This is a genomic window from Ensifer sp. NPDC090286 (assembly GCF_044769565.1).
Taxonomy (GTDB): Bacteria; Pseudomonadota; Alphaproteobacteria; order Rhizobiales; family Rhizobiaceae; genus Ensifer.
In genome coordinates, this window is the sequence record NZ_JBIVYF010000003.1 from 216,072 (window position 1) to 236,255 (window position 20,184).

The 20,184-nt window shown below is 64.6% G+C and carries 20 protein-coding genes; 13 read left to right on the forward strand and 7 right to left on the reverse strand.

Going from position 1 to position 20,184, the window contains the following annotated elements:
* Positions 1-143: 143 nt before the first annotated feature.
* On the reverse strand, positions 144-1,223 hold the full coding sequence (locus tag ACIQUG_RS16330) for a DnaJ C-terminal domain-containing protein (protein WP_402323187.1): 1,080 nt from the start codon (positions 1,221-1,223) through the stop codon (positions 144-146).
* 229 nt (positions 1,224-1,452) lie between these two features.
* Positions 1,453-1,905, reverse strand: a complete 453-nt coding sequence (locus ACIQUG_RS16335; RefSeq protein WP_034801195.1) for an RT0821/Lpp0805 family surface protein — start codon at positions 1,903-1,905, stop codon at positions 1,453-1,455.
* Positions 1,906-2,046: 141 nt separating this feature from the next.
* On the opposite strand from ACIQUG_RS16335, the gene pdxH reads away from it, so the two are divergent.
* Positions 2,047-2,667: a pyridoxamine 5'-phosphate oxidase gene (pdxH, locus tag ACIQUG_RS16340; protein WP_402323188.1), complete on the forward strand. Its 621-nt coding sequence runs from the start codon at positions 2,047-2,049 to the stop codon at positions 2,665-2,667.
* Positions 2,668-2,787: 120 nt separating this feature from the next.
* A complete protein-coding gene (locus tag ACIQUG_RS16345) occupies positions 2,788-3,279 on the forward strand; it encodes a GNAT family N-acetyltransferase (protein ID WP_402323189.1) in 492 nt (163 codons plus the stop codon).
* Between the two features lie 33 nt (positions 3,280-3,312).
* On the opposite strand, the gene ACIQUG_RS16350 is transcribed toward ACIQUG_RS16345, so the two are convergent.
* Complete coding sequence (locus tag ACIQUG_RS16350; RefSeq protein WP_402323190.1) at positions 3,313-4,344, reverse strand: polysaccharide deacetylase family protein; 1,032 nt, start codon at positions 4,342-4,344, stop codon at positions 3,313-3,315.
* A 246-nt stretch (positions 4,345-4,590) separates the two neighbouring features.
* Here ACIQUG_RS16350 and ACIQUG_RS16355 point away from each other — a divergent pair, with 246 nt between their 5' ends.
* On the forward strand, positions 4,591-5,868 hold the full coding sequence (locus tag ACIQUG_RS16355) for a serine hydrolase (RefSeq protein ID WP_402323191.1): 1,278 nt from the start codon (positions 4,591-4,593) through the stop codon (positions 5,866-5,868).
* 21 nt (positions 5,869-5,889) lie between these two features.
* On the opposite strand, the gene ACIQUG_RS16360 is transcribed toward ACIQUG_RS16355, so the two are convergent.
* The 3 genes from ACIQUG_RS16360 to ACIQUG_RS16370 all read right to left on the reverse strand — a co-directional run bounded on the left by ACIQUG_RS16360 (position 5,890) and on the right by ACIQUG_RS16370 (position 9,297).
* Positions 5,890-6,543 (reverse strand): hypothetical protein, encoded by a 654-nt coding sequence (locus ACIQUG_RS16360; RefSeq protein ID WP_402323192.1) that lies wholly within the window; start codon positions 6,541-6,543, stop codon positions 5,890-5,892.
* A 6-nt stretch (positions 6,544-6,549) separates the two neighbouring features.
* Positions 6,550-7,965, reverse strand: a complete 1,416-nt coding sequence (tldD, locus tag ACIQUG_RS16365) for a metalloprotease TldD (protein ID WP_402323193.1) — start codon at positions 7,963-7,965, stop codon at positions 6,550-6,552.
* 135 nt (positions 7,966-8,100) lie between these two features.
* Positions 8,101-9,297 carry a winged helix-turn-helix domain-containing protein gene (locus ACIQUG_RS16370; protein ID WP_402323194.1) on the reverse strand — a complete coding sequence of 399 codons (1,197 nt, stop codon included), beginning with the start codon at positions 9,295-9,297 and terminating at the stop codon, positions 8,101-8,103.
* Positions 9,298-9,429: 132 nt separating this feature from the next.
* On the opposite strand from ACIQUG_RS16370, the gene ACIQUG_RS16375 reads away from it, so the two are divergent.
* From ACIQUG_RS16375 to ACIQUG_RS16395, 5 genes are read left to right on the forward strand one after another with little or no spacing between them, the layout of a single operon-like run.
* Complete coding sequence (locus tag ACIQUG_RS16375; RefSeq protein ID WP_402323195.1) at positions 9,430-10,110, forward strand: energy-coupling factor ABC transporter ATP-binding protein; 681 nt, start codon at positions 9,430-9,432, stop codon at positions 10,108-10,110.
* Entirely contained in the window at positions 10,104-10,709 is a 606-nt protein-coding gene (locus ACIQUG_RS16380) for an energy-coupling factor transporter transmembrane component T family protein (RefSeq protein ID WP_402323196.1), read from the forward strand. Before ACIQUG_RS16375 ends, ACIQUG_RS16380 begins: the two co-directional genes overlap by 7 nt.
* A 36-nt stretch (positions 10,710-10,745) precedes the next feature.
* Positions 10,746-11,309 (forward strand): biotin transporter BioY, encoded by a 564-nt coding sequence (locus ACIQUG_RS16385; protein ID WP_402323197.1) that lies wholly within the window; start codon positions 10,746-10,748, stop codon positions 11,307-11,309.
* 4 nt (positions 11,310-11,313) lie between these two features.
* Positions 11,314-12,816 carry a class I adenylate-forming enzyme family protein gene (locus ACIQUG_RS16390; protein ID WP_402323198.1) on the forward strand — a complete coding sequence of 501 codons (1,503 nt, stop codon included), beginning with the start codon at positions 11,314-11,316 and terminating at the stop codon, positions 12,814-12,816.
* The gene (locus ACIQUG_RS16395) at positions 12,794-13,984 is read left to right on the forward strand and encodes a thiolase family protein (protein WP_402323729.1); all 1,191 of its coding nucleotides are present in this window, start codon (positions 12,794-12,796) and stop codon (positions 13,982-13,984) included. The genes ACIQUG_RS16390 and ACIQUG_RS16395 overlap by 23 nt, the downstream gene beginning before the upstream one ends.
* A 109-nt stretch (positions 13,985-14,093) precedes the next feature.
* On the opposite strand, the gene ACIQUG_RS16400 is transcribed toward ACIQUG_RS16395, so the two are convergent.
* Positions 14,094-14,495, reverse strand: coding sequence for a thioesterase family protein (locus ACIQUG_RS16400; RefSeq protein ID WP_043619822.1), 402 nt, complete (start codon positions 14,493-14,495; stop codon positions 14,094-14,096).
* 16 nt (positions 14,496-14,511) lie between these two features.
* Here ACIQUG_RS16400 and ACIQUG_RS16405 point away from each other — a divergent pair, with 16 nt between their 5' ends.
* The 5 genes from ACIQUG_RS16405 (at position 14,512) to dxs (ending at position 19,975) form a co-directional block, all read left to right on the forward strand.
* Positions 14,512-15,483: a zinc-dependent alcohol dehydrogenase family protein gene (locus ACIQUG_RS16405; protein WP_402323199.1), complete on the forward strand. Its 972-nt coding sequence runs from the start codon at positions 14,512-14,514 to the stop codon at positions 15,481-15,483.
* Positions 15,484-15,545: 62 nt separating this feature from the next.
* A complete protein-coding gene (locus ACIQUG_RS16410; RefSeq protein ID WP_402323200.1) occupies positions 15,546-16,475 on the forward strand; it encodes a histone deacetylase family protein in 930 nt (309 codons plus the stop codon).
* 2 nt (positions 16,476-16,477) lie between these two features.
* On the forward strand, positions 16,478-16,729 hold the full coding sequence (locus tag ACIQUG_RS16415) for an exodeoxyribonuclease VII small subunit (RefSeq protein ID WP_043619815.1): 252 nt from the start codon (positions 16,478-16,480) through the stop codon (positions 16,727-16,729).
* Positions 16,730-16,892: 163 nt separating this feature from the next.
* Positions 16,893-17,816 (forward strand): pirin family protein, encoded by a 924-nt coding sequence (locus ACIQUG_RS16420; RefSeq protein WP_402323201.1) that lies wholly within the window; start codon positions 16,893-16,895, stop codon positions 17,814-17,816.
* A gap of 245 nt (positions 17,817-18,061) precedes the next feature.
* Positions 18,062-19,975 carry a 1-deoxy-D-xylulose-5-phosphate synthase gene (gene dxs / locus ACIQUG_RS16425; protein ID WP_402323730.1) on the forward strand — a complete coding sequence of 638 codons (1,914 nt, stop codon included), beginning with the start codon at positions 18,062-18,064 and terminating at the stop codon, positions 19,973-19,975.
* The last annotated feature ends 209 nt before the right edge of the window (positions 19,976-20,184 follow it).

Consider the following 20,184-nt stretch of genomic DNA (forward strand, 5'->3'; position numbering starts at 1 on the left):
CGCCCCACGAGAACGGGTGCGGCAAAATGTCGAGAATTGCCTATGGCATAGCCGCAAGGGTGGTTCAAGCGCGGCTGAGATCAGGAACTGTTAGTCCCCGTAATATTGGGTCAGTGTGTCAGCGAACTGTCACAAATGGCCTGTCACAGATAGAGGCCGTCGCGTTGCGACTTCATCAAATCGGTGATCTTGTCGTCGGGCGCTTCGGGCAGAACCAGTCGCAATTCGACCAGCAGGTCGCCATGCGTACCGTAAGCGCCGGGCATGCCCCTGCCAGCAAGACGGATGACCTTGTCTGAGCCGGACCAGGCCGGAACGACCACGGTAACCTGCCCGACCGGAGTTTCGAGCACCTGTTCGCAACCGAGCACGGCGCCCTGCAGGTCGATCGGCAAGGTGGTCATGAGATCAAGGCCGCGGGCGCGGAACGTCCCGCCCTGATCGACCCTGAGCGTCACGACGACGTCGCCGCGGGTCATGCCGGTCACCCGATAGCCCTGCTCCGCCAGACGAATGCTCTGACCGTCGACGGCGCCCGGTGGGATCTGCACCTTCAGGCTTTCACCGTCAGGAAGCTCGACGGAGAGGCGCTGGCGGTTGATCAGGTCGTCGATGCTGACGGAGAGATCGACGGGAAGATCAGGCACCTTCTCGGCCGTCTTTGCCGCGCGCCCCCGGATGCGCCGGACGATCGCCGCCACAAGCTCGGCTGCCGGTGCGGCTGCACGCTGCATCAGCGGCGCCTCAGTCTTGAGAGCGTTTTCCTGCTGGGGCTCGGGCGTTGGTTCCGGCTTGCTTTCGGAAGCCTGGGCCGGGCGCTCCGGCTCCTTCGCCGCCGAAGCCGGCTTGGGCGCCGGTTTCGGCGTCGGCTTTGGCGAGGGCCGGGCCGACTTGGTGCGGGTCTCCGCACCGAAAATCTGTGAAATGGCGTCCTCGGCGGTCTCGGCGTCGACCGGCGCCTCTTCCTGAGGCCGCAACTTCGCCTTCATCGCCTCCATGCGACGAAGCTCGGCCTCGCGGCGCGCATAATCGTAGCGGCTTCTGAGCTTCGGGTCGCGCAGGAGTTCATAGGCCTTGCCGGCCTCGGCAAAACGCTCGGCGGCGTTGGGATCGTCCTGGTTGTGGTCCGGATGCACGGCCTTTGCCAGCGAACGCCAGGCGGCCTTGATTTCATCCTGCCCGGCATTGCGCCGTACCCCGAGGATCACATAGGGATCACGCATGGTTTTACCATCTTCTCTGATCGGCAGCCGCTCCCTGACGTCCGCCTTTGCCCCGATTTCAGGCGCCATCGTCGCCCGTCCGTTGAATGCCGATGATCAGGAGAAGTTGCTAAATAGTGGTTAGCCACGGGTCCTCATGCGGCCATTGGGACGGCATCGTGGGCCGTCATGCGCGCATTTGCCGAAACGTGGTTAACCGCCGATTTCAACGACTTGGGTTGGGCGCCGCTCAGGCGCGCGGGCCGAAGCTCGTCAGATACCAGGCGCCGTCACCGCCCTGGCAGGTGCTGCCGTCGAACTTGGCGATGCCCTCGTAAGAATGGCGCGTCGTGGTGAAGCGGCGGCAGAGCATGCCGCTGGCGCGGTCTTCCTGGATGCTGCTGATGACGCCGGCGCTGCCGGAGGTCGCATTGGCCCAGGGAATAGGGTTGATGGCGCCGCTGTTGAGTTCGGCCGACGTCACGGCATTGCGAACCATCACAGCGTCGGAAAGGCCATCGGAGGTCTTGGCGACGGGAACGGTGCCCGTCGAAACCGTGCGGTCGACACCGCTGCCGAAAAGGTCGAGGCCAGCCCCCATGCAGCCGGACAGCGCCAGGACCGGCAGGCAAATTGCCGCGCTACGTAGCAAGGCGAAGGAATACCCCTTCTTGGCGTCGATCCACTTTGCTATGTCTTGCACGGCAATCCTGTCAGACTCGCTGGAGCCGCACGTTTCTCGACAAGGTCAACATACAGGCTCCGACATTTTCGATGCGGAAACACCGGTCGGGCTCATCCCGAAGCATTTCCGCGCCAGACATCACGGCATTGGAACGCAATAATGGCGGCGAATGAGTTAACAAGCGGTGACTTCACCGAATCAAATGAACCCTTTTCCCTGTTTGGCACATGGCTGAAGGACGCGGAAGGCAGCGAGGTCAACGACCCGAACGCGGTCGCGCTCGCGACCGTCGATGCCGACGGGCTGCCGAATGTCCGTATGGTTCTGCTCAAGGGCTTCGACGAACGCGGCTTCGTTTTCTACACGAATTTCGAAAGCCAGAAGGGTGAGGAGATCCTCGGCGCCCGCAAGGCGGCGATGTGCTTTCACTGGAAATCGCTCCGCCGGCAGGTGCGCGTGCGCGGCCCGGTCGAGATCGTCACCGACGAAGAGGCGGACGAATACTTCAAGAGCCGGCCGCGCGGCAGCCGCATCGGCGCCTGGGCCTCGAAGCAGTCGCGACCGCTCGAAGGCCGCTTCGCGCTGGAGAAGGCCGTTGCCGAGTACACCGCCCGCCACGCCCTCGGCGAAATCCCGCGCCCGAGCTACTGGTCCGGCTTCCGCATTCGTCCGACCTCAATCGAATTCTGGCACGACCGCCCGTTCCGGCTGCATGACCGGATGGAGTTTCGCCGCGAAACGCCCGAAGGCGGCTGGGAAAAGGTACGTATGTACCCTTAGCCTGCCTGTCTCTTTCAAGAGAGACGCCAGGTGCAATGACGACGCCCGGCCATGCAGGTGGCCGAGCGGATATTATCCTTTGCCCGACCCGAGCCGGGCGTTTTCATCGAGTGCCTTTTGATGACGATCGATGTTCGTGACGCGACGCTCGACGATGTCGCCGGCTGTCACCGCTGCCTTGACGAGGTTGCCCAGGAAGGCCGCTGGCTTTCACGGCTGAGCGCTCCACCCTTCGACGGCTTTGCCGCATACATGACCGAGCTGTATCGCGCCCGGGCAGCCCAGATCGTCGCAGTCGACGATCGCGTCGTCGGCTGGTGCGATATCCGGCTGGATGCTTCGCCCGTTCGCGCGCATGTCGGCACCTTGGGCATGGGGCTTCTCGCCACCTATCGCGGCAAGGGAATCGGCGGCCGGCTTCTGCAACTGGCGATGCAACGTGGTCGCGAGCAGGGGCTGGAACGCATCGAACTCTCCGTTCTTCATGACAATGCTGCGGCCCGGGCGCTCTACGCGCGGTTCGGCTTCCAAATCGAAGGCCGCCGCGTGCGCGACTGGAAACACGACGGCGTTTACCAGGACAGCATTCTCATGGCTTTTGCCTTCAATTGACGCCAAAGCGCTCGGCTGTCCAACTCGCCTTTTCTACCCGGCCGTCAGGCGGAACGGGATGCCGGATGCCAGCGCCGAGACATAGCGGGCGCGCTGGAAATGGCCGTTCAGCGAAATGCGCGGCAGCGCATAAGGGCTGGATTGCGTCCGCACCGTGAGCGTGCCGGGTTGGGTGGTGACGGCCAGGGTAAGCCCCAGATCGGCGACGATGCGATGGTCGCGCGCGGATACCGCCGGCGCGTCGCCATAGGGATAGGCAAAGGTCTGGGGCGGGCGACCGGTAATCGCCTCGACGCGCTGCAGCGATCCCTCGATCTCCCGCTTCGCCTCGTCATCCGACAGGCGCGCGACCGCGCGGTGGCTGATCGTGTGGGCGCCGAGGCTCGCCAGAGGACTTTCGATCAGGCGCCGTAACCCGGCCTCGTCCAGTGTCAGCTTTTCGGTGATCGCCAGGGGATCGATGCCGCGGTCACGGGCTGCAGCGTTCAAGGAAGCGATCGCCTTTGCCTCGTCATGGCCGTGAATGAACGCCGCGATACGATCGAAGACGGACTGCCTTTCGGCCGTTGTCGACGGCTGCAGTGTTTCTACACCGCCGCCGAAGTCAAAGTGTAGCGTCTCGTTCGTTTCGAGCATATCGGCGAGCGTCTCCCACCAAAGCGTATGGGTGCGGTCGACGAAACCGCCGGCAACGAACACCGTGAACGGCGCCTGGTGGCGCTCGAAGACCGGCAAGGCGTGCTCGAGATTGTTCCTGTAACCGTCGTCGAGGGTAAAGCAGGCCACCGGTCCGCCCTTGGCGGCCAAGGCCTGCGGCAGCTGTTCGAGCGGGACAAAGCGATAGCCGTCGCGCTTCAGCGTCCGCAGCGCGACATCGAGAAATTCCGGCGCGATCTCCAGATGGGCGTTGGGATCGAAGGCACGGGCAAGCTTCGGCCGGACATGGTGCAGCGTAAAGACCGCCCCCTGCCCGCGCGCGCCGGCCATCAGCCCGGCGTGGCTCAGGCCCCTGGCGACTTCCAGCCCGCCGGCAATTGCGGCGCGGCGAACAATTGTCCTGATCATGCCCTTGATGGTCGCCCCCAAAATCCGGCCCACGTGCTCCCCGCGCGGCCTGCAAGCCTGGAAAGTTAACGGCGAGGGCGTTAAACCTTGTTGAACGGGGAGAGCGTTCATCGGCCATTTACCACAACCCCGAAAACAAGGTCGGCTTGCCACATTCCGCCCTAAAGTTGCAGCAAAGACACGCATCTTGTCACAAAACGAAACAGCTTTGCGCCTGACCGCGGGCGCTTTTCGACGGGGATCGACATGAAAACTCTGCGCTGCCTCCTGCTGGCGACCTTCGCACTGGCGCTCGGGACGGCGACTGCCGTCGCCGGAAGCGCCTCGCTGGTGCTGGATGCGCGCACCGGCAAGGTCCTCTCGTCCGAAAACGCCGATGTCCTCAACCATCCGGCCTCCTTGACCAAGATGATGACGGTCTACATGGCCTTCGAGGCGCTGAAGAGCGGCAAGCTTTCCTGGGACAGCAAGATCAAGGTTTCGAGGGCGGCGGCCGCCAAGCCGCCGATGCGTCTCGGCCTCAAGTCCGGCATGACGATCACGGTGCGCGAGGCGGTCCTCGGCATGATCGTGCGCTCGGGCAACGATGCGGCAGCCGCTATGGCCGAGAAGCTCGGCGGCTCCGAGGCGAATTTCGCCCGGATGATGACCGCCAAGGCGCGGCAGCTCGGCATGAGCAAGACCATTTTCATCAATGCCTCCGGCCTGCCGGCGAGCAAGCAGGTGACGACGGCGCGTGAAATGTCGACGCTTGCCGTGGCGCTGATGCGCGACTTCCCCAGGGAGTACCGGCTGTTTGCGACCGAGAGCTTCAATTTCCGCGGCCGCAAGGTGCGGGGTCACAACAACCTGATGTATCGCTACGACGGCATGGACGGCATCAAGACCGGCTACACCAATGCCTCCGGCTTCAACCTGGTCAGCGCCGTCAAGGACGGCAATCGCCGGGTGGTCGGCGTCGTGCTCGGGGGCAAGACGGCGCGTAGCCGCGACGCCAAGATGGCGGCCCTTCTCGATCGCCATGTTGGCAAGGCGGCCAAGGGTGGACGGCAGCTCGTGGCATCGACGCGCGGTGGCAAGACGGTCGAAGCCCCCGTCGAAATGGCCGCGGTCGCAACATCCGAGGTTCCGATGCCCTATGCCGCACCGCAGCGGGCCAAGCAGGATTCGGTTGCTGCCCTGATTGCGGCGACGTCGACGACCGCGATCCCGGCGGAACGCCCGACCGAGGTTGCCGAGATCGAAACGACCGCTGCGGTTCCGGCTGCATCAGGCGGCTGGCAGATCCAGATTTCGGCCGCACCTTCGGCCGAGGCTGCGCGCATGCTGCTGGCGCAGGCGCGCTCGGAGGCCGGTGCGCCGCTCGCAGGCGCCACGCCCTATACGGAAGCCGTCGGTAAGGGTGCCAAGGCGATCTACCGCGCCCGCTTCGTCGGCTTTTCGAGCAAGGACGCGGCCGCCGCCGCCTGCGACGCGCTCAAGCAGCGCTCCTATGACTGCATGATGCTGCCGTCGCGCGGCTGACGGCAGCGGTTCGCCGCAGCTTCACGCGCTTGTAGCTCTGCGGGCGCGATTGGCCATCCACCAGTTGCACTGCTCTTCGCTGTAGCCGAGAAGCCGTCCCTCCTCGCGCTCATCTTCATCCGTCCATGGACGCCAGTTGTAGAAGAGCTGGTCGCAGCGCTTCCTGAAGCGCTCGAAGCGCCAGGTCTCGCCCGGCAGCGCATAGAGGAAATAGCGGACCCGCTCCTCTTTGTCGCCTCCCGTGGTCGTCGGGCACATCTTTGCCAGCTCGAACGTGTCCAGCACCAGCACTCCGGCGGCAACATGCGGGGCAAAGAGCGCCTTCGTTTCCTCGAGCCAAGGCGAAGCGGGATCGTCGCCGAAATAGGCAAAGGGCTTGCGCCCTTCCAGCATCAGCGGAAGTTCGTAGCCGGTATGGACGAGGTAGGGCGTTGCATCGATCCGCTGTGGCCGGCGAAGCAAGGCCTCCTCCCCCGTATCCGGCAAGGCAAACCCGAGCGCCGAGGCAAGCGCAGTCAGATCCTTGCGGTCAAGCAGGTAACAGGCATGGTCGGCAATGGCGCCGCCGTCCAGGTCCAGGGCACGCGCGATGTCACCCGGATCCCCATCGAACCGCAGTTCGTGGCTGGGTGTGGCGGTTTCCGGCGACAGGAACGAAAGCACGAAGACCGCCACCGGAAGTTACGCCTGCGTGCCGCCCACCGTGATCTGGTCCATGCGCAGATGCGGCTGGCCGACGCCGACCGGCACCCATTGGCCGGCCTTGCCGCAATTGCCGATGCCGGTGTCGAGCTTGGTGTCGTTGCCGACCATGGTCACCCGCTTCATCGCGTCCGGACCGTTGCCGATCAGCATGGCGCCCTTGACCGGTGCGCCGATCTTGCCGTTTTCGATCAGGTAGGCCTCGGTACAGCCGAAGACGAACTTGCCCGACGTGATGTCCACCTGGCCGCCACCGAAGGAGACGGCATAGATCCCCTTCTTCACCGAGGCGATGATTTCCTCCGGCGTCCTGTCGCCGGAGAGCATGTAGGTGTTGGTCATGCGCGGCATCGGCACATGGGCATACCCCTGGCGACGGCCGTTGCCGGTGGGTTGCATGCCCATCAGTCGGGCGTTCTGGCGGTCCTGCATGTAGCCGACGAGCTTTCCGTCCTCGATCAGCACGTTGTAGCCCGAGGGCGTGCCTTCGTCGTCGATCGAGATCGAGCCGCGGCGCGCCTCGATCGTGCCGTCGTCGACGACGGTGACGCCCTTGGCAGCCACCTGCTCGCCCAAAAGGCCGGCAAAGGCCGAGGTCTTCTTGCGGTTGAAGTCGCCTTCCAGGCCATGGCCGACGGCCTCGTGCAACATGACGCCCGGCCAGCCGGAGGCAAGCACCACATCCATGGTGCCGGCCGGCGCATCGATCGCTTCGAGATTGACGAGCGCCTGGCGCAGCGCCTCGTCGGCGCCCATCTTCCAGTTTTCCTCGGTGACGAAATCGCCGAAGCCGCGACGCCCGCCGGTGCCGAAGGAACCGCTTTCCTGGCGGTCGCCATCGCCGGTCACGACGGAGATGTTGATGCGCGTCATCGGCCTGACGTCATGGACCCGATGACCGTCGGCGCGCAGGATATCGACGACCTGCCAGCTTGCGGCGATGGTCGCCGTTACCTGGCGGACCTTGGGGTCCTTGGCGCGCAGATAGGCATCGATTTCCTGAAGCAGCGCGACCTTTGCCTCGAAGCTCGGCGCGCCGATCGGGTTTTCGTCGCCATAAAGCTTCTTGTTGGTGCGCTGCGGGGCTGCGGCATAGGAGCCGGCATAGCCGCGCGTCACCTGCGCCACCGCGTCCGAGGCGCGGCGCAGTGCCGACAGGGAAAGCTCGCCGGAATGGGCATAACCGACCGCTTCGCCAGCCACGGCGCGAAGGCCGAAGCCCTGGTCGGTGTTGAAGCTGCCGCCCTTGAGCCGGCCGTTGTCGAAGGACAGCACCTCGGCCTGGGCATGTTCGAGGAACAGTTCGCCGTCGTCGGCACCGGCGAGCGATTCCGAGAGAACCTTGCGGACCGTTGCCTCGTCGGCATCGAAGAGGCTCATCAGATCGGTGTTCATAGTGGCACGCTCCCGCGTCAGGAATTTCTATCGCCTCCATTTAGGAAGGCGGCGGGTTCAAGCCAAGGAAAATATCACGGGCCGCATGTTTCCCTCGATCCGCACCGATCGACGCCAACATGCGGATTCAAGTCGCTACAGCGACGTGTTCCAGCCATCGAGCCGTTCCACGCGCTCGACGCCGGCGAAGCGGGCAACCCGATCGAACTCCGCATCTATGCGTTCCAGGCGTCCGGCCGAGGCGCGGACACCCTTTTCGAGCCAGAGCCTGCGGACATCGAGGCTACCGCGCTTGCGGTCCGCCTTCATGTCGATGCGGCCGATCAGCCGGTCGCCCTCGATCAACGGGAAGACGTAATAGCCATATTCGCGCTTGGCCTCGGGCACGAAGATCTCGATGCGATAGAAGAAGCCGAAGAGCCGCTCCGTGCGATTGCGATCGCGCAAGAGGGGATCGAAGGGGCTGAGCACGCGCACCCGGCCGGGCGGCTCGGGGATATCGCCGAGCGCGTCCGGAAACCCGGAGAAGGCGTAGGAGACACGCGGACGTCCGCCATCGATCGCTTCGATCTGCACTTCCACGAGTTCGTCGCGATGTTCGGCCACCCAGGTCTTGGCCTCCTCGGGCGAGACCAGATCCCAGAAGGCGGCGATCTCGCCATGGGTCGCGAAGCCGAGACGCTCCAACGCGCTGCGGCAGGCCCAGTCGACGAATTCCGGATGGCTGACGTCACCCTCGTTGTGGTGCGATGGGATCACTCTTTCCGTGAGATCGTAGACCTTCTGGAAATTCTCGCGCCGCGCGATCGCCAACTTGCCTGTGCGCCACAACACTTCCAGCGCCGTCTTCGACGGATGCCAGTTCCACCAGCCACCAGACTGGTGCTCGGCTTCCTTCAGATCGCGGGCAAGCACCGGGCCGCCTTCTGCAATCCGCTGATAGGTGTCGTCGCAGCCTTTCTCGAAACCCTCGCCTCGCCACGTCTTCCAGCGCTCGACGATCGTCTCGCCTTCCCATTTGAAGCGATGCTTCCAATAGCGGAAGAAGCTGCTGGGAATGATCGAGGCATCGTGGGTCCAGTGCTCGAAGAGGTCGCGATCGTCCTCCAGCAGCGCCGTCAGATGTTCCCGACGATAGGTCTGGTTGCGGGAAAACAGGATCTGGTGGTGGGCACGCTCGACCGTGGCGATGCTGTCGACCTGTACGAAGCCGATGTCGTGGATGAGCTTCAACAGGCCCTCCTTGCCGAGCGCGCGATTGGGCGCGCCTGAAAGGCCCTGCTTGGCGAGGAAGATGCGACGGGCGTCGCTGTTGGAAAGGCGAATCGTCATGGCGAGAAGAGTAGGCTTATATTCCCATAATTCAAATAGAGCATCGATCCCTGGACCGCATTGCCCTTGTTGTCGCACTTGGCCTATAGAGCAACCCGAAAACGGCGCGGGCCGGAGACAGCGAGGAACGGAATGGACATCCGCTTTACCGATTGCGCGGTCCGCTTCGGCGAGCGGGTGGCATTGCATCCCCTGACGCTCGCGCTCAACGAAAAACGCATCGGCATCATCGGCCTCAACGGCTCCGGCAAGACGACCTTCGCCCGGCTGATCAACGGGCTGGTGAAGCCCTCCTCCGGCGGCGTCACGGTCAACGGGCTCGATACCGTCAAGGACGATCGCGCCGTGCTTTCCGAGGCCGGCTTCATCTTCCAGAATCCGCACAACCAGCTGATCATGCCTGTTGTTGCCGAGGACATTGCCTTCGGGCTGAAGAACCGTGGCTTTTCGCGCGACGAGATCGACCGCCGGATGCAGGCGGCACTTTCGCGCTTCGGCATCGAACACTTGGCAAGGCGGCGCGTGCACGAGCTTTCGGGCGGAGAAACGCAGCTCGTCGCCATGGCGAGCGTCGTGGTTACCGATCCGAAGATCCTGATCCTCGACGAGCCGACGAACCAGCTCGACCTGAAGAACCGCCGCCGTGTCGCCACGGCGATTGATGACCTGCCGGAGGATACGGTGGTGATCACCCATGATCTCGGGCTCGTCGAGACTGTCGAACGGATGCTGCTCTTCCATGAAGGTCGGCTTGCGTTCGACGGCAACCCGCAAGAGGCGATCCGCCACTATCACGAGATCGCCGGATGCTGACGAGCCTGCATATCGAGGGCAACAGCCTGCTCCACCAGCTGCCGGTCAGGGTCAAGCTGATTGCACTCGTGGCGTCGAGCATCGGGCTTTTTCTGAGCGCCTCACTCGCGGTTCAGGCGATCGCCTTCGTCGTTGCCGCCGCTCTTTATCTCTCCGTCGGTCTCTCGCCCAAGGAAGCGCTGAAGCGCGTCGGCTTCGTCTTCCTGACGATCTTCTTTCTGGCGGCCGTCAATCTCTTCTACCTCTCGGTTTCCGAGGTCGCGACTTTGACCTTGCGGCTGATGGCGCTGGTTCTTTTTGCTGCCGCCGTCACGGCGACGACGACGATCAGCGCCTTCATGGACGAGATCACCATCCTCCTGAGCCCGCTGGAACGGCTTGGCTGGCTGAAGGCGGCCGATGTCAGCCTGGCGCTCGGGTTGGTGCTGCGCTTCGTTCCCGATATCTTTGCGCGCTATCAAGCGATCCGCGAAGCCCATCGCGCCCGCGGACTGCCTGTCCGGCCGTTGACGATCATCGGGCCGCTGATCATCCTGACGCTGAAGGATGCCGATACCATTGCTGCCGCGATTGACGCGCGCGGATTTCGCCGTCAATAAATTCGCGAATTCTAAAAGACAGGGAACCGGAACTACATGAATACCAGAGATCTCGTGCTCATCGCCCTCTTCGCCGCGATCGTCGTCGTGCTCGGCCTCATTCCGCCGATCACGCTCGGCTTCATTCCGGTCCCGATCACCGCGCAGTCCATGGGCGTCATGCTCGCCGGCTGCATCCTCGGCGCCAAGCGCGGCGCGCTCGCCTTCCTGCTGTTCCTGCTGCTGGTCGCCATCGGCCTGCCGGTGCTTTCGGGCGGCCGCGGCGGCCTTGCGGTCTTTGCCGGCCCGTCGGGCGGCTTCATCATCGGCTGGGTTATCGCCACCTTCGTCACCGGCCTGATCGCCGAGCGCACCGTGCGTGAAGGCCAGGCAGAAACGCGCCAGTTCGTCGGCTTCTTCCTTGCCTCCGTCCTCGGCGGTATCGTCGTGCTCTATGCGATCGGCATGCCCTGGGTTTCCGCCGTCACCGGCACCCCGCTCATGACCGTCGCTGCCGGCTCGCTCGCCTTCATTCCGGGCGACCTGTTGAAGGCTGCGATCGCGACGCTTGCCGCACGCGCCGTCTACGCCGGCTATCCGCTGCTGCCGGCCCGCGCCTGAGCCGATGCCGTTTGCCGCCGCGATCCGTCGCCACGCGCAAGACCGCCCGCATGCCCCGGCCTTCCAAATCGAAGGCCGGGCTTTCACTTTCGGTGACCTCGCACGCATCGCCGGGACGCTTGCCGAAACATTCGACGAACTGGCCGGAAGGGTTGCGCGCCGTAGCGTGCTCGGCGACCGCTCTCGGCTGATCGCGCTAGAGGCGGGTAATCATCCGCTCTTCGCCGCGGCCTTGCTTGCCGCCACCAGCGGCGGCAACTGCGTCGCGCTGATCGATCCGCATCTGCCGGAAGCGACGCGCCAGGCCATGCGCGATCGCCTGTCGCCCGATCTCATCATCAGTGCCGATGGCGCCAACCTGTCGCTTCAAGCGCCCGCAAGCGGCGAGACGCGGACCTTCCGCGAGACCGATGGCAAAGAGCGAAAGCCGCTCGCAGTCGGCGAAGACAGCGAGCCGTTCCTCATCGTCTTCACCTCGGGCACGACGGGCACGCCGAAAGCGATCATCCGCGATCGCGGATCGTGGCGCAGGAGCCTGGCCACGGGCGAGCCCTTCTTCGGCATCGGCCGCGCCACCCGCACCTTTGCGCCCGGGCCACTCGCGCACGGGCTGACGCTTTATGCGCTTGCCGAAACCCTCGTCGCCGGCGCCGAATTCATCGGGGCCACACATTTCGAGGCATCCCGGGCGATGTCGGTCATCGAGGCGAAAGCGGTCCAGCGACTGGCGCTGGTGCCGACGGTGCTGCGGCGGCTCTGCGCGGCAGCCGCCGGCCGGCCGCAAACGTCGGTCAAGCAGATCACCGTCGCCGGCGCCAAGCTGACCGAAAACGATCGCGAAACCGCGGCGCTCGCGTTTCCGCAAGCCGATATCATCGAATACTACGGCGCCTCTGAACTGGGCTTCATCAGCGTTGCGACCAAGGGCGACACCGGTTCGGCCACCGCCGTCGGCCGCGCCTTTCCCGGCGTCACGCTCAGCATTCGCGACGACAAGGGGGACGAGGTGCCTACCGGCGAGACGGGCACGATCTTCGTCGACAGCGCCCTCATCTCCGACGGTTATATCGGCGGCGCCGACGGCGCCGGGTTCCATCGTCTTGGGTCGCTGGCGACGGTCGGCGATGTCGGTTTCCTCGATGAATGCGGCACCTTGCATCTTCTCGGCCGCGCTGGTGGCATGGTGCTTTCGGGCGGCAACAACATCTACCCGCAGGAAGTGGAAGCGGTGCTCGTCGCCGATGCCGGCGTTCACGCGGCACTCGTGCTTGGCCTCGATCACCCGGATCTCGGCAGCGAACTCGTCGCCGTCATCGAGCCGGACGGTGCTATGTTCGATCGGGAGGCGCTTGAGCGTCATCTCGCCGCCCAGCTGCCGCGCTACAAGCATCCACGTCGCATCTGGCTCTGCGCGAACATGCCTATGACGCAGTCGGGCAAGGTGGCGGCGGGCACCCTCAGGCAATGGATCGCGGATGGAAACGATGCTCTCGACCTCATCGACTGACCCGGCACGCACGCCTGTCATCATCGCCGCGCTCCGCACGCCGATCGGCCGCGTCAACGGCACGCTTCGCGATATCGAACCATCGCGGCTGGCGGCGCCGCTGATCGCCCGAATTCTCAGCGATACCGATGTAAAGACGAGCGAGATCGACGACGTCATTCTCGGCAATGCCGCCAACAGCGCCGGTAATCTCGCCCGGCTCGCCGCTCTCGAAGCCGGCCTGCCCGTCTCGACACCGGGTGTCACCGTCGACCGGCAATGCGGTTCCGGGCTGGAGGCGATCGCGCTTGCGGCGCGGATGATCCAGGCGGGCGCCGGTCGCTTCTATCTGGCCGGCGGCACCGAGAGCGCCAGCCGTGCGCATATCCGCCTGCGGCCGCCGCTGGAGCGCGGCGGCGAGCTTGCGCCGGTCAAGCGCGCTCGCATGGCGCCGGACGAGATCGGCGATCCGGACATGGGCGTGGCCGCCGAAAACGTCGCGACCGTCTGCGGCATTTCCCGTGAACGGCAGGACGCCTTTGCGCTTCAAAGCCATCGACGCGCCGTCGATGCCGACCTTGCCGGTCGGTTTTCCCGCGAAATCGTGGCGATCGAAACGGTGGCGGGCCCTGTGTCGCGCGACGAGTGCCCGCGCGCCAATGCCTCGATGGAAACACTGCAGAGGCTGAAACCGGTCTTCGTCGAGGGTGGCACGGTGACGGCCGGCAACACCTGCCCGATCAACGACGGCGCAGCCGTGGTCCTGGTGACGAGCCTTGCCGAAGCGCAACGCCTCGGCATTCCCTTCGCGCTCGAATTTGTCGATGCGGCGACGGCGGGCGTCGATCCCAACCTGCTCGGGCTTGGCCCGGTTCCGGCGATGCAGAAGCTGAAAGCCCGACAACCGACGCTGGATCCGGCAAAGATCGACTTCATCGAGTTTAACGAGGCCTTCGCCTCGCAGGTGCTCGGCAGCCTCGACCAGCTTGATATCGCCGCGGATAGGGTCAATCTCGACGGCGGCGCCATCGCGCTCGGCCATCCCTATGGCGCCTCCGGGGCGATGCTCACGGTTCGGCTCTTTTCGCAGATGCTCGCATCGCCGGAAGGCACGGAAGGCCTGGCGATGATGGGTGTTGGCGGCGGCATGGGCATCGTCACGCTGTTTCGTTCGGTCAACCCGGTTTAAGCGGCGCAATTCCGGACGGAAAACCGCTTCGCACTTTTCCTGGAATTGGTTTCTTGGTCCGCAATCCCGGACGGAAAACCGCTTCGCACTTTTCCTGGAATTGCTTGGGCTAGACCGAATAGGCCGCCAGCCATTCGCGCGTCGCTGAAGGCAGCGGCAGCGGCGTGTGGCGCTGCGGATCGACCGCGACCCAGACGACCTCGACTTCGGCCGCGAGCTGGCCGCGCGCTTCGACCTTGACGACAAAGCTGATCGAGCTGCCGCCGACCTTCGCCACGTTGACGGTAAGACGGGCCGGCTCGTCGTAGCGCAGGCCACGGTGATAGACGCAGGCGGAGCGGCGCACGAGATAACTCGGCTCGTTCACCACATGCGGACGGTGACGCCAGAGGCTGGAAAGTGCCGCCTCCGCATGGGCATAATAGGCGGCATTGTGCATATGGCCGTGCATGTCTATATCGCGAAACGGAATGCGGATTTCCGTGACGTTCTCCAGCTCCCTGCCGTCCATGCGAGGCTCCCTGACGATGCGCTCCACCCTCGTTAGCCAGTTCGGCGATCCCCGGCAAGTGATTGCGCTCGTCGATACCGAACGCGTGGCGCCTGCGGCGGGCGAAGTCGAGGTGGCCCTGTCGCTCGCAGCCATCAACCCGTCCGATCTCATCCCGGTGACCGGCGCCTATAGCGCCCGCACCACGCTGCCCTTCGTGCCCGGCTTCGAGGGCTTCGGCACGGTCTCGCGCATTGGCCCTGGCGTGACATCGCTGAAAGTCGGCGACCGCGTTGTGCCGATCGGCGCCAGCGGTCTGTGGCAGGAGTATCTGATCCGGCCGGCCGAATGGTGTTTCGCCGTGCCCGAGGATATCGGCGAGACCGATGCTGCTACCTGCTACGTCAATCCGCTGACAGCGCTGCAACTGATCGAGGCGCTGCGTACGCATTTCGGCTCGCTCGATGGCCGCCGTATCGGCGTCACCGCGGCAGGCTCGGCGATTGGCGGCATGCTGATGAAGCTGCTGGCCGGCGAAGGCGCTGATACCACCCGCATCGTTCGAAGCGCGCGCAGCGCTAAACGACTGGCAACCGAGGTCCCCGGCCACATCGTGCTGGGCGACGAGAGCCATGTGCCGCAGCTTCGCCTCGATGCGATCATCGACGCCGTTGGCGGTCCTTTTGCCGGCGATCTCATCCAGCGCACGCTCGACCCCGGCGGCGCCTTCATCCAGTACGGGGCGCTGAGCGGCGTGCCGGTGCCGCAGGCAACAATCCAGGCGCGGCCTGATATCCGCTTCTCCTTCCTGTGGCTGCGCACCTGGGTGCATTCGGCCGGGCGACCGGCGATCGAGGCAGCCTTTGCCAGGAGTTTCGAAGGTTTGCGGTCGGGTCTCTTTTCCAGCCGCATCGCGGAAATCTATCCGCTGAGCCGGCTCGACGCGGCGCTTGCGCATCAGGCGCATCCGGGCCGCGACGGCAAGCTGCTGCTCGATCCGCGCTGTTGAAAAATCTCTCTTTCGGCTGCGTCACCATGGACCTTGCGGGGTGCGCGCACTAGGTTCCGGGCATGACCACGTTCCTCTATGAAAATCCGGTCTTTCTGGAACACGAGGTTCCGGAGGGGCATCCCGAACGGCCGGACCGGCTGAAGGCGCTGAACCTTGCGCTCGAACACCCGAACTTCTCCGATCTCAAGCGGATCGAGGCGAAGAAGGGAAGCGAAGATCTCGTGTTGCTCGCCCATCCGGAAGAGCATCTCGCTGCCGTCAGGCGCGCCATTCCGGAGGAAGGCCTCAACAATTTCATGGCGGACACCTATGCGAGCCCCTTGAGCCTCCACGCGGCACTGACCGGGATCGGCGGGGCGACCGCCGCGGTCGACGCCGTCTTTACCGGCGAGACCGACAACGCCTTCGTCGCGGCGCGGCCACCCGGCCACCACGCCGAGAAGAACAAGGCGATGGGCTTCTGCCTGTTCAACACGGTGGCGATCGCCGCCCGCTACGCCCAGAAGGTTCATGGGGCCGAGCGCGTTGCGATCGTCGACTGGGACGTGCACCACGGCAACGGCACGCAGGACATCTTCTGGGACGACCCCTCGGTGCTTTTCTGCTCGACGCACCAGATGCCGCTCTATCCCGGCACCGGCGCCAAGGACGAGACGGGCATCAAGGGCAACATCGTCAACGCGCCGCTGTCGCCGAATATGGGTAGCGAGCATTTCCGCGAGGCGTTCCGTAGCCGGGTGCTTTCAGCACTCACCAATTTCCGCCCGGACTTCATCCTGATCTCCGCCGGCTTCGACGCACACCACCGCGATCCGCTGGCGCAGATCAATCTCGTCGCCGAGGATTTCGACTGGGCGACCGGGCGCCTGCACGAGATCGCCGATCGCAGCGCCGGCAACCGCATGGTCAGCCTGCTCGAAGGCGGCTATGACCTTCAGGGTCTGGCCGAATCGGCCGGCCTGCACATTTTGCGACTGATGAGAGGGTAACGATGAACACCACCACGCAACCGGACGTTTCCGCCCTCTCCTTCGAGCAGGCTGTCGAAGAACTGGAGCGGATCGTTTCGGCGCTGGAGCGCGGCGATGTCGCCCTCGACAAGTCGATCGAGATCTACGAGCGCGGCGAAGCGCTAAAGAAGCATTGCGAGGCCCTGCTGAAGGCAGCCGAGGACCGCATCGAAAAGATCCGCCTCGACCGCGCCGGCAAGCCGCAGGGTGTAGAGCCGCTCGACGCCGACTGATCACTCATCGCAATTCCGGACGGAAACCGCTTCGCGCGTTTCCCGGAATTGCCAAGATCAGATTGATCGCCGCGCGGAAACACTGCGTCCCGGCTTCGCCCCTACCCGCCTGGTTTCATAGGCGTTAGTACTTGATGCGACAGCAAAAACGGGAGCACGCGCCATGTCTTTCTTTCCAGGCCCCGACCCGCTCGCCGGCGACAAACCCGCCTGCGACGCCATCGAACATCTGATCGTTCCGCGCACCAGCGACATCGGTGGGCTACAGGTTCGCCGCGCCCTGCCGACGGCGAAGCGCCGCCTGGTCGGCCCCTTCATCTTCTTCGATCGCATGGGGCCGGCGCTGCTGCGCGCCGGCGAGGCGATCGACGTGCGCCCGCACCCGCATATCGGCCTTTCGACCGTCACCTATCTCTTCGACGGCGAGATCAAGCATCGCGACAGCCTCGGCACCGAAATGGTCATCCGCCCCGGCGACGTGAACCTGATGACCGCCGGCCGCGGCATCGTGCATTCAGAGCGCTCGCCAGAGAACCAGCGCGGCCACGAGCGCTCGATCTCGGGCCTGCAGACCTGGCTGGCACTGCCCGACCACAAGGAAGAAATCGACCCGATCTTCAGCCACACCGAAGAGCGCATGCTGCCGCATATGAGCGACGACGGCATCAAGGCGCGGGTGGTGATCGGCAATTTCGAGGGCGCGAAGTCGCCGGTATCGGTCTTCACCGACACGATCTATGTCGACCTCAATATCGCCCCCGGCAAGAGCGCCCCCTTTGCGGCGCAGTGGGAAGAGCGCGCGCTCTATATCCTCTCCGGCGAGGCGATCATCGCCGGCGATCATTTCGCCGACAACCAGTTGCTCGTCTTCCGCGCCGGCGACGAGATCACGGTAACGGCCGGACCGCAGGGCTGTCACGTCATGCTCTTCGGCGGTGCCGCGCTCGGATCCGCCCGCCACATCTGGTGGAACTTCGTTTCCTCCTCGAAGGAGCGCATCGACAAGGCCAAGGAAGAATGGCGCACCGGCCGCTTCGACATCGTGCCCGGCGACGAGGAAGAGTTCGTTCCGCTGCCCGAAGGATAATTCGACCTGAAGTGGAACAGAATGCCCCGGGAAAACCGCGCAACATTGCCTCAGGGCGCTTGAATCGATTTCGATTCACAGAATCATGCGCTAGTCTCTTGGTCTGTGACGCAGGAATGCCTAGTTTTGCATTCAGCAACGATTGCGTCTAAAGAGCCGCTTCGACGGTACCCACCAACTATCGCGCGCCCGATTTTTGCGGCGCGCATGAGGCATGCAGCGTGACACAACTGCCAACCAATCCGATGCCGGCTACGCCCTTGCTCGACAAGGTGACCTATCCCGACGACCTGAAAAGGGTCGACGACAAGGATCTGCCGCAGCTTGCCGGAGAAGTCCGGGCAGAAATGATCGACGCGGTGTCGCGCACCGGCGGACACCTCGGCGCGGGCCTCGGCGTGGTCGAACTGACGATCGCCATCCACAAGGTGTTCAACACCCCGCATGACCGGTTGATCTTCGACGTCGGCCACCAGTGCTATCCGCACAAGATCCTGACCGGCCGGCGCGACCGCATCCGCACGCTGCGCCAGGAAGGCGGTCTTTCCGGCTTTACCCGCCGCGCCGAGAGCGAATACGACCCCTTCGGCGCCGCCCATTCCTCGACCTCGATTTCGGCCGGCCTCGGCATGGCGGTCGCCGCCGACCTCGACGGCAAGAACCGCAACGTCATCGCCGTCATCGGCGACGGCGCGCTGTCGGCCGGCATGGCCTATGAAGCGCTCAACAATGCCGGCGCGCTCGACGCCCGGCTGATCGTTATCCTCAACGACAACGACATGTCGATTGCGCCGCCGACCGGCGCGATGAGCGCCTATCTGGCGCGCCTTGCCTCCGGCCGTACCTATATGGGCATCCGCGAAGTCGGCAAGAAACTGACCGCCTATCTCGGCAAGACCGTCGACCGCGCCATCACCCGCGCCGTCGAGCATGCCCGCGGCTACGTCACCGGCGGCACGCTGTTCGAAGAGATGGGCTTCTACCATATCGGCCCGATCGACGGGCACTCCTTCGACCATCTGCTGCCGGTGCTGCGCAATGTGCGCGACAACGCCAAGGGTCCGGTGCTGATCCATGTGGTGACGCAGAAGGGCAAGGGCTATCCACCGGCGGAAGCCGCAGCCGACAAATACCACGGCGTCAACAAATTCGACGTCATCACCGGCGCCCAGGCGAAAGCCAAGCCGAATGCGCCGGCCTATACCTCCGTTTTCGCTGATGCGCTGACGCAGGAAGCCGGTTTCGACGACAAGATCGTCGCCGTCACCGCCGCGATGCCTTCGGGCACCGGTCTCGACAAGTTCGCCAAGGTCCATCCGTCGCGCTGCTTCGATGTCGGCATTGCCGAACAGCATGCCGTCACCTTTGCCGCCGGTCTTGCGGCCGAAGGCTACAAGCCGTTCGCAGCGCTCTATTCGACCTTTCTGCAGCGCGGCTACGACCAGGTGGTACATGACGTGGCGATCCAGGGCCTGCCGGTGCGCTTCCCGATCGACCGTGCCGGTTTCGTCGGCGCCGACGGTCCGACGCATGCGGGCTCGTTCGACACGACGTATCTCGCCACCCTCCCCGGTTTCGTGGTGATGGCGGCTGCCGACGAGGCGGAACTGAAGCACATGGTGCGCACGGCCGCTGCCTACGACGCCGGCCCTATCTCGTTCCGCTATCCGCGCGGCGAAGGCGTGGGCGTCGAGATGCCTGAGCGGGGCCAGATCCTCGAGATCGGCAAGGGCCGCATCGTCAAGGAGGGTTCCAAGGTGGCGCTGCTGTCCTTCGGTACCCGCTTGGCCGACTGTCTGCTGGCCGCCGAAGACCTCGACGCCGCCGGGCTTTCGACCACGGTCGCGGATGCGCGCTTTGCCAAGCCGCTCGACCATGACCTCATCCGCGAGCTTGCCCGCAACCACGAGGTGCTGATCACCATCGAGGAAGGTGCGGTCGGCGGCTTTGCCAGCCACGTGCTGCAGTTCCTCGCCGAAGACGGCCTGCTCGACGGCGGCCTCAAGGTTCGCCCGATGGTCATGCCCGACGTCTGGATGGAGCAGGCCAAACCCGAGGCGATGTATGCCGCCGCCGGCCTCGACCGCGCCGGCATCGTCTCGACCGTCTTCAAGGCACTCGGCCAGAAGCAGGACATCGGCATCGGCGCTGCCGGCTGAGGCGCGGTTCATAAGAACTGAAATAGAAAACCCCGGCTCATCACCGGGGTCTTTTGTTGTGCTACGTTCTTACCGGCGTCATTACCGAACAACGGCAAGACGGCTCGGGATAGGTTGAGCTCGAGCCAATCGGTGTGCCCAAGGCGCGAACGGCAAGTATTCCTCTAATTCTCGAGCTTCCGGGCATGTTACCGCCCAAAGCGTGTCAT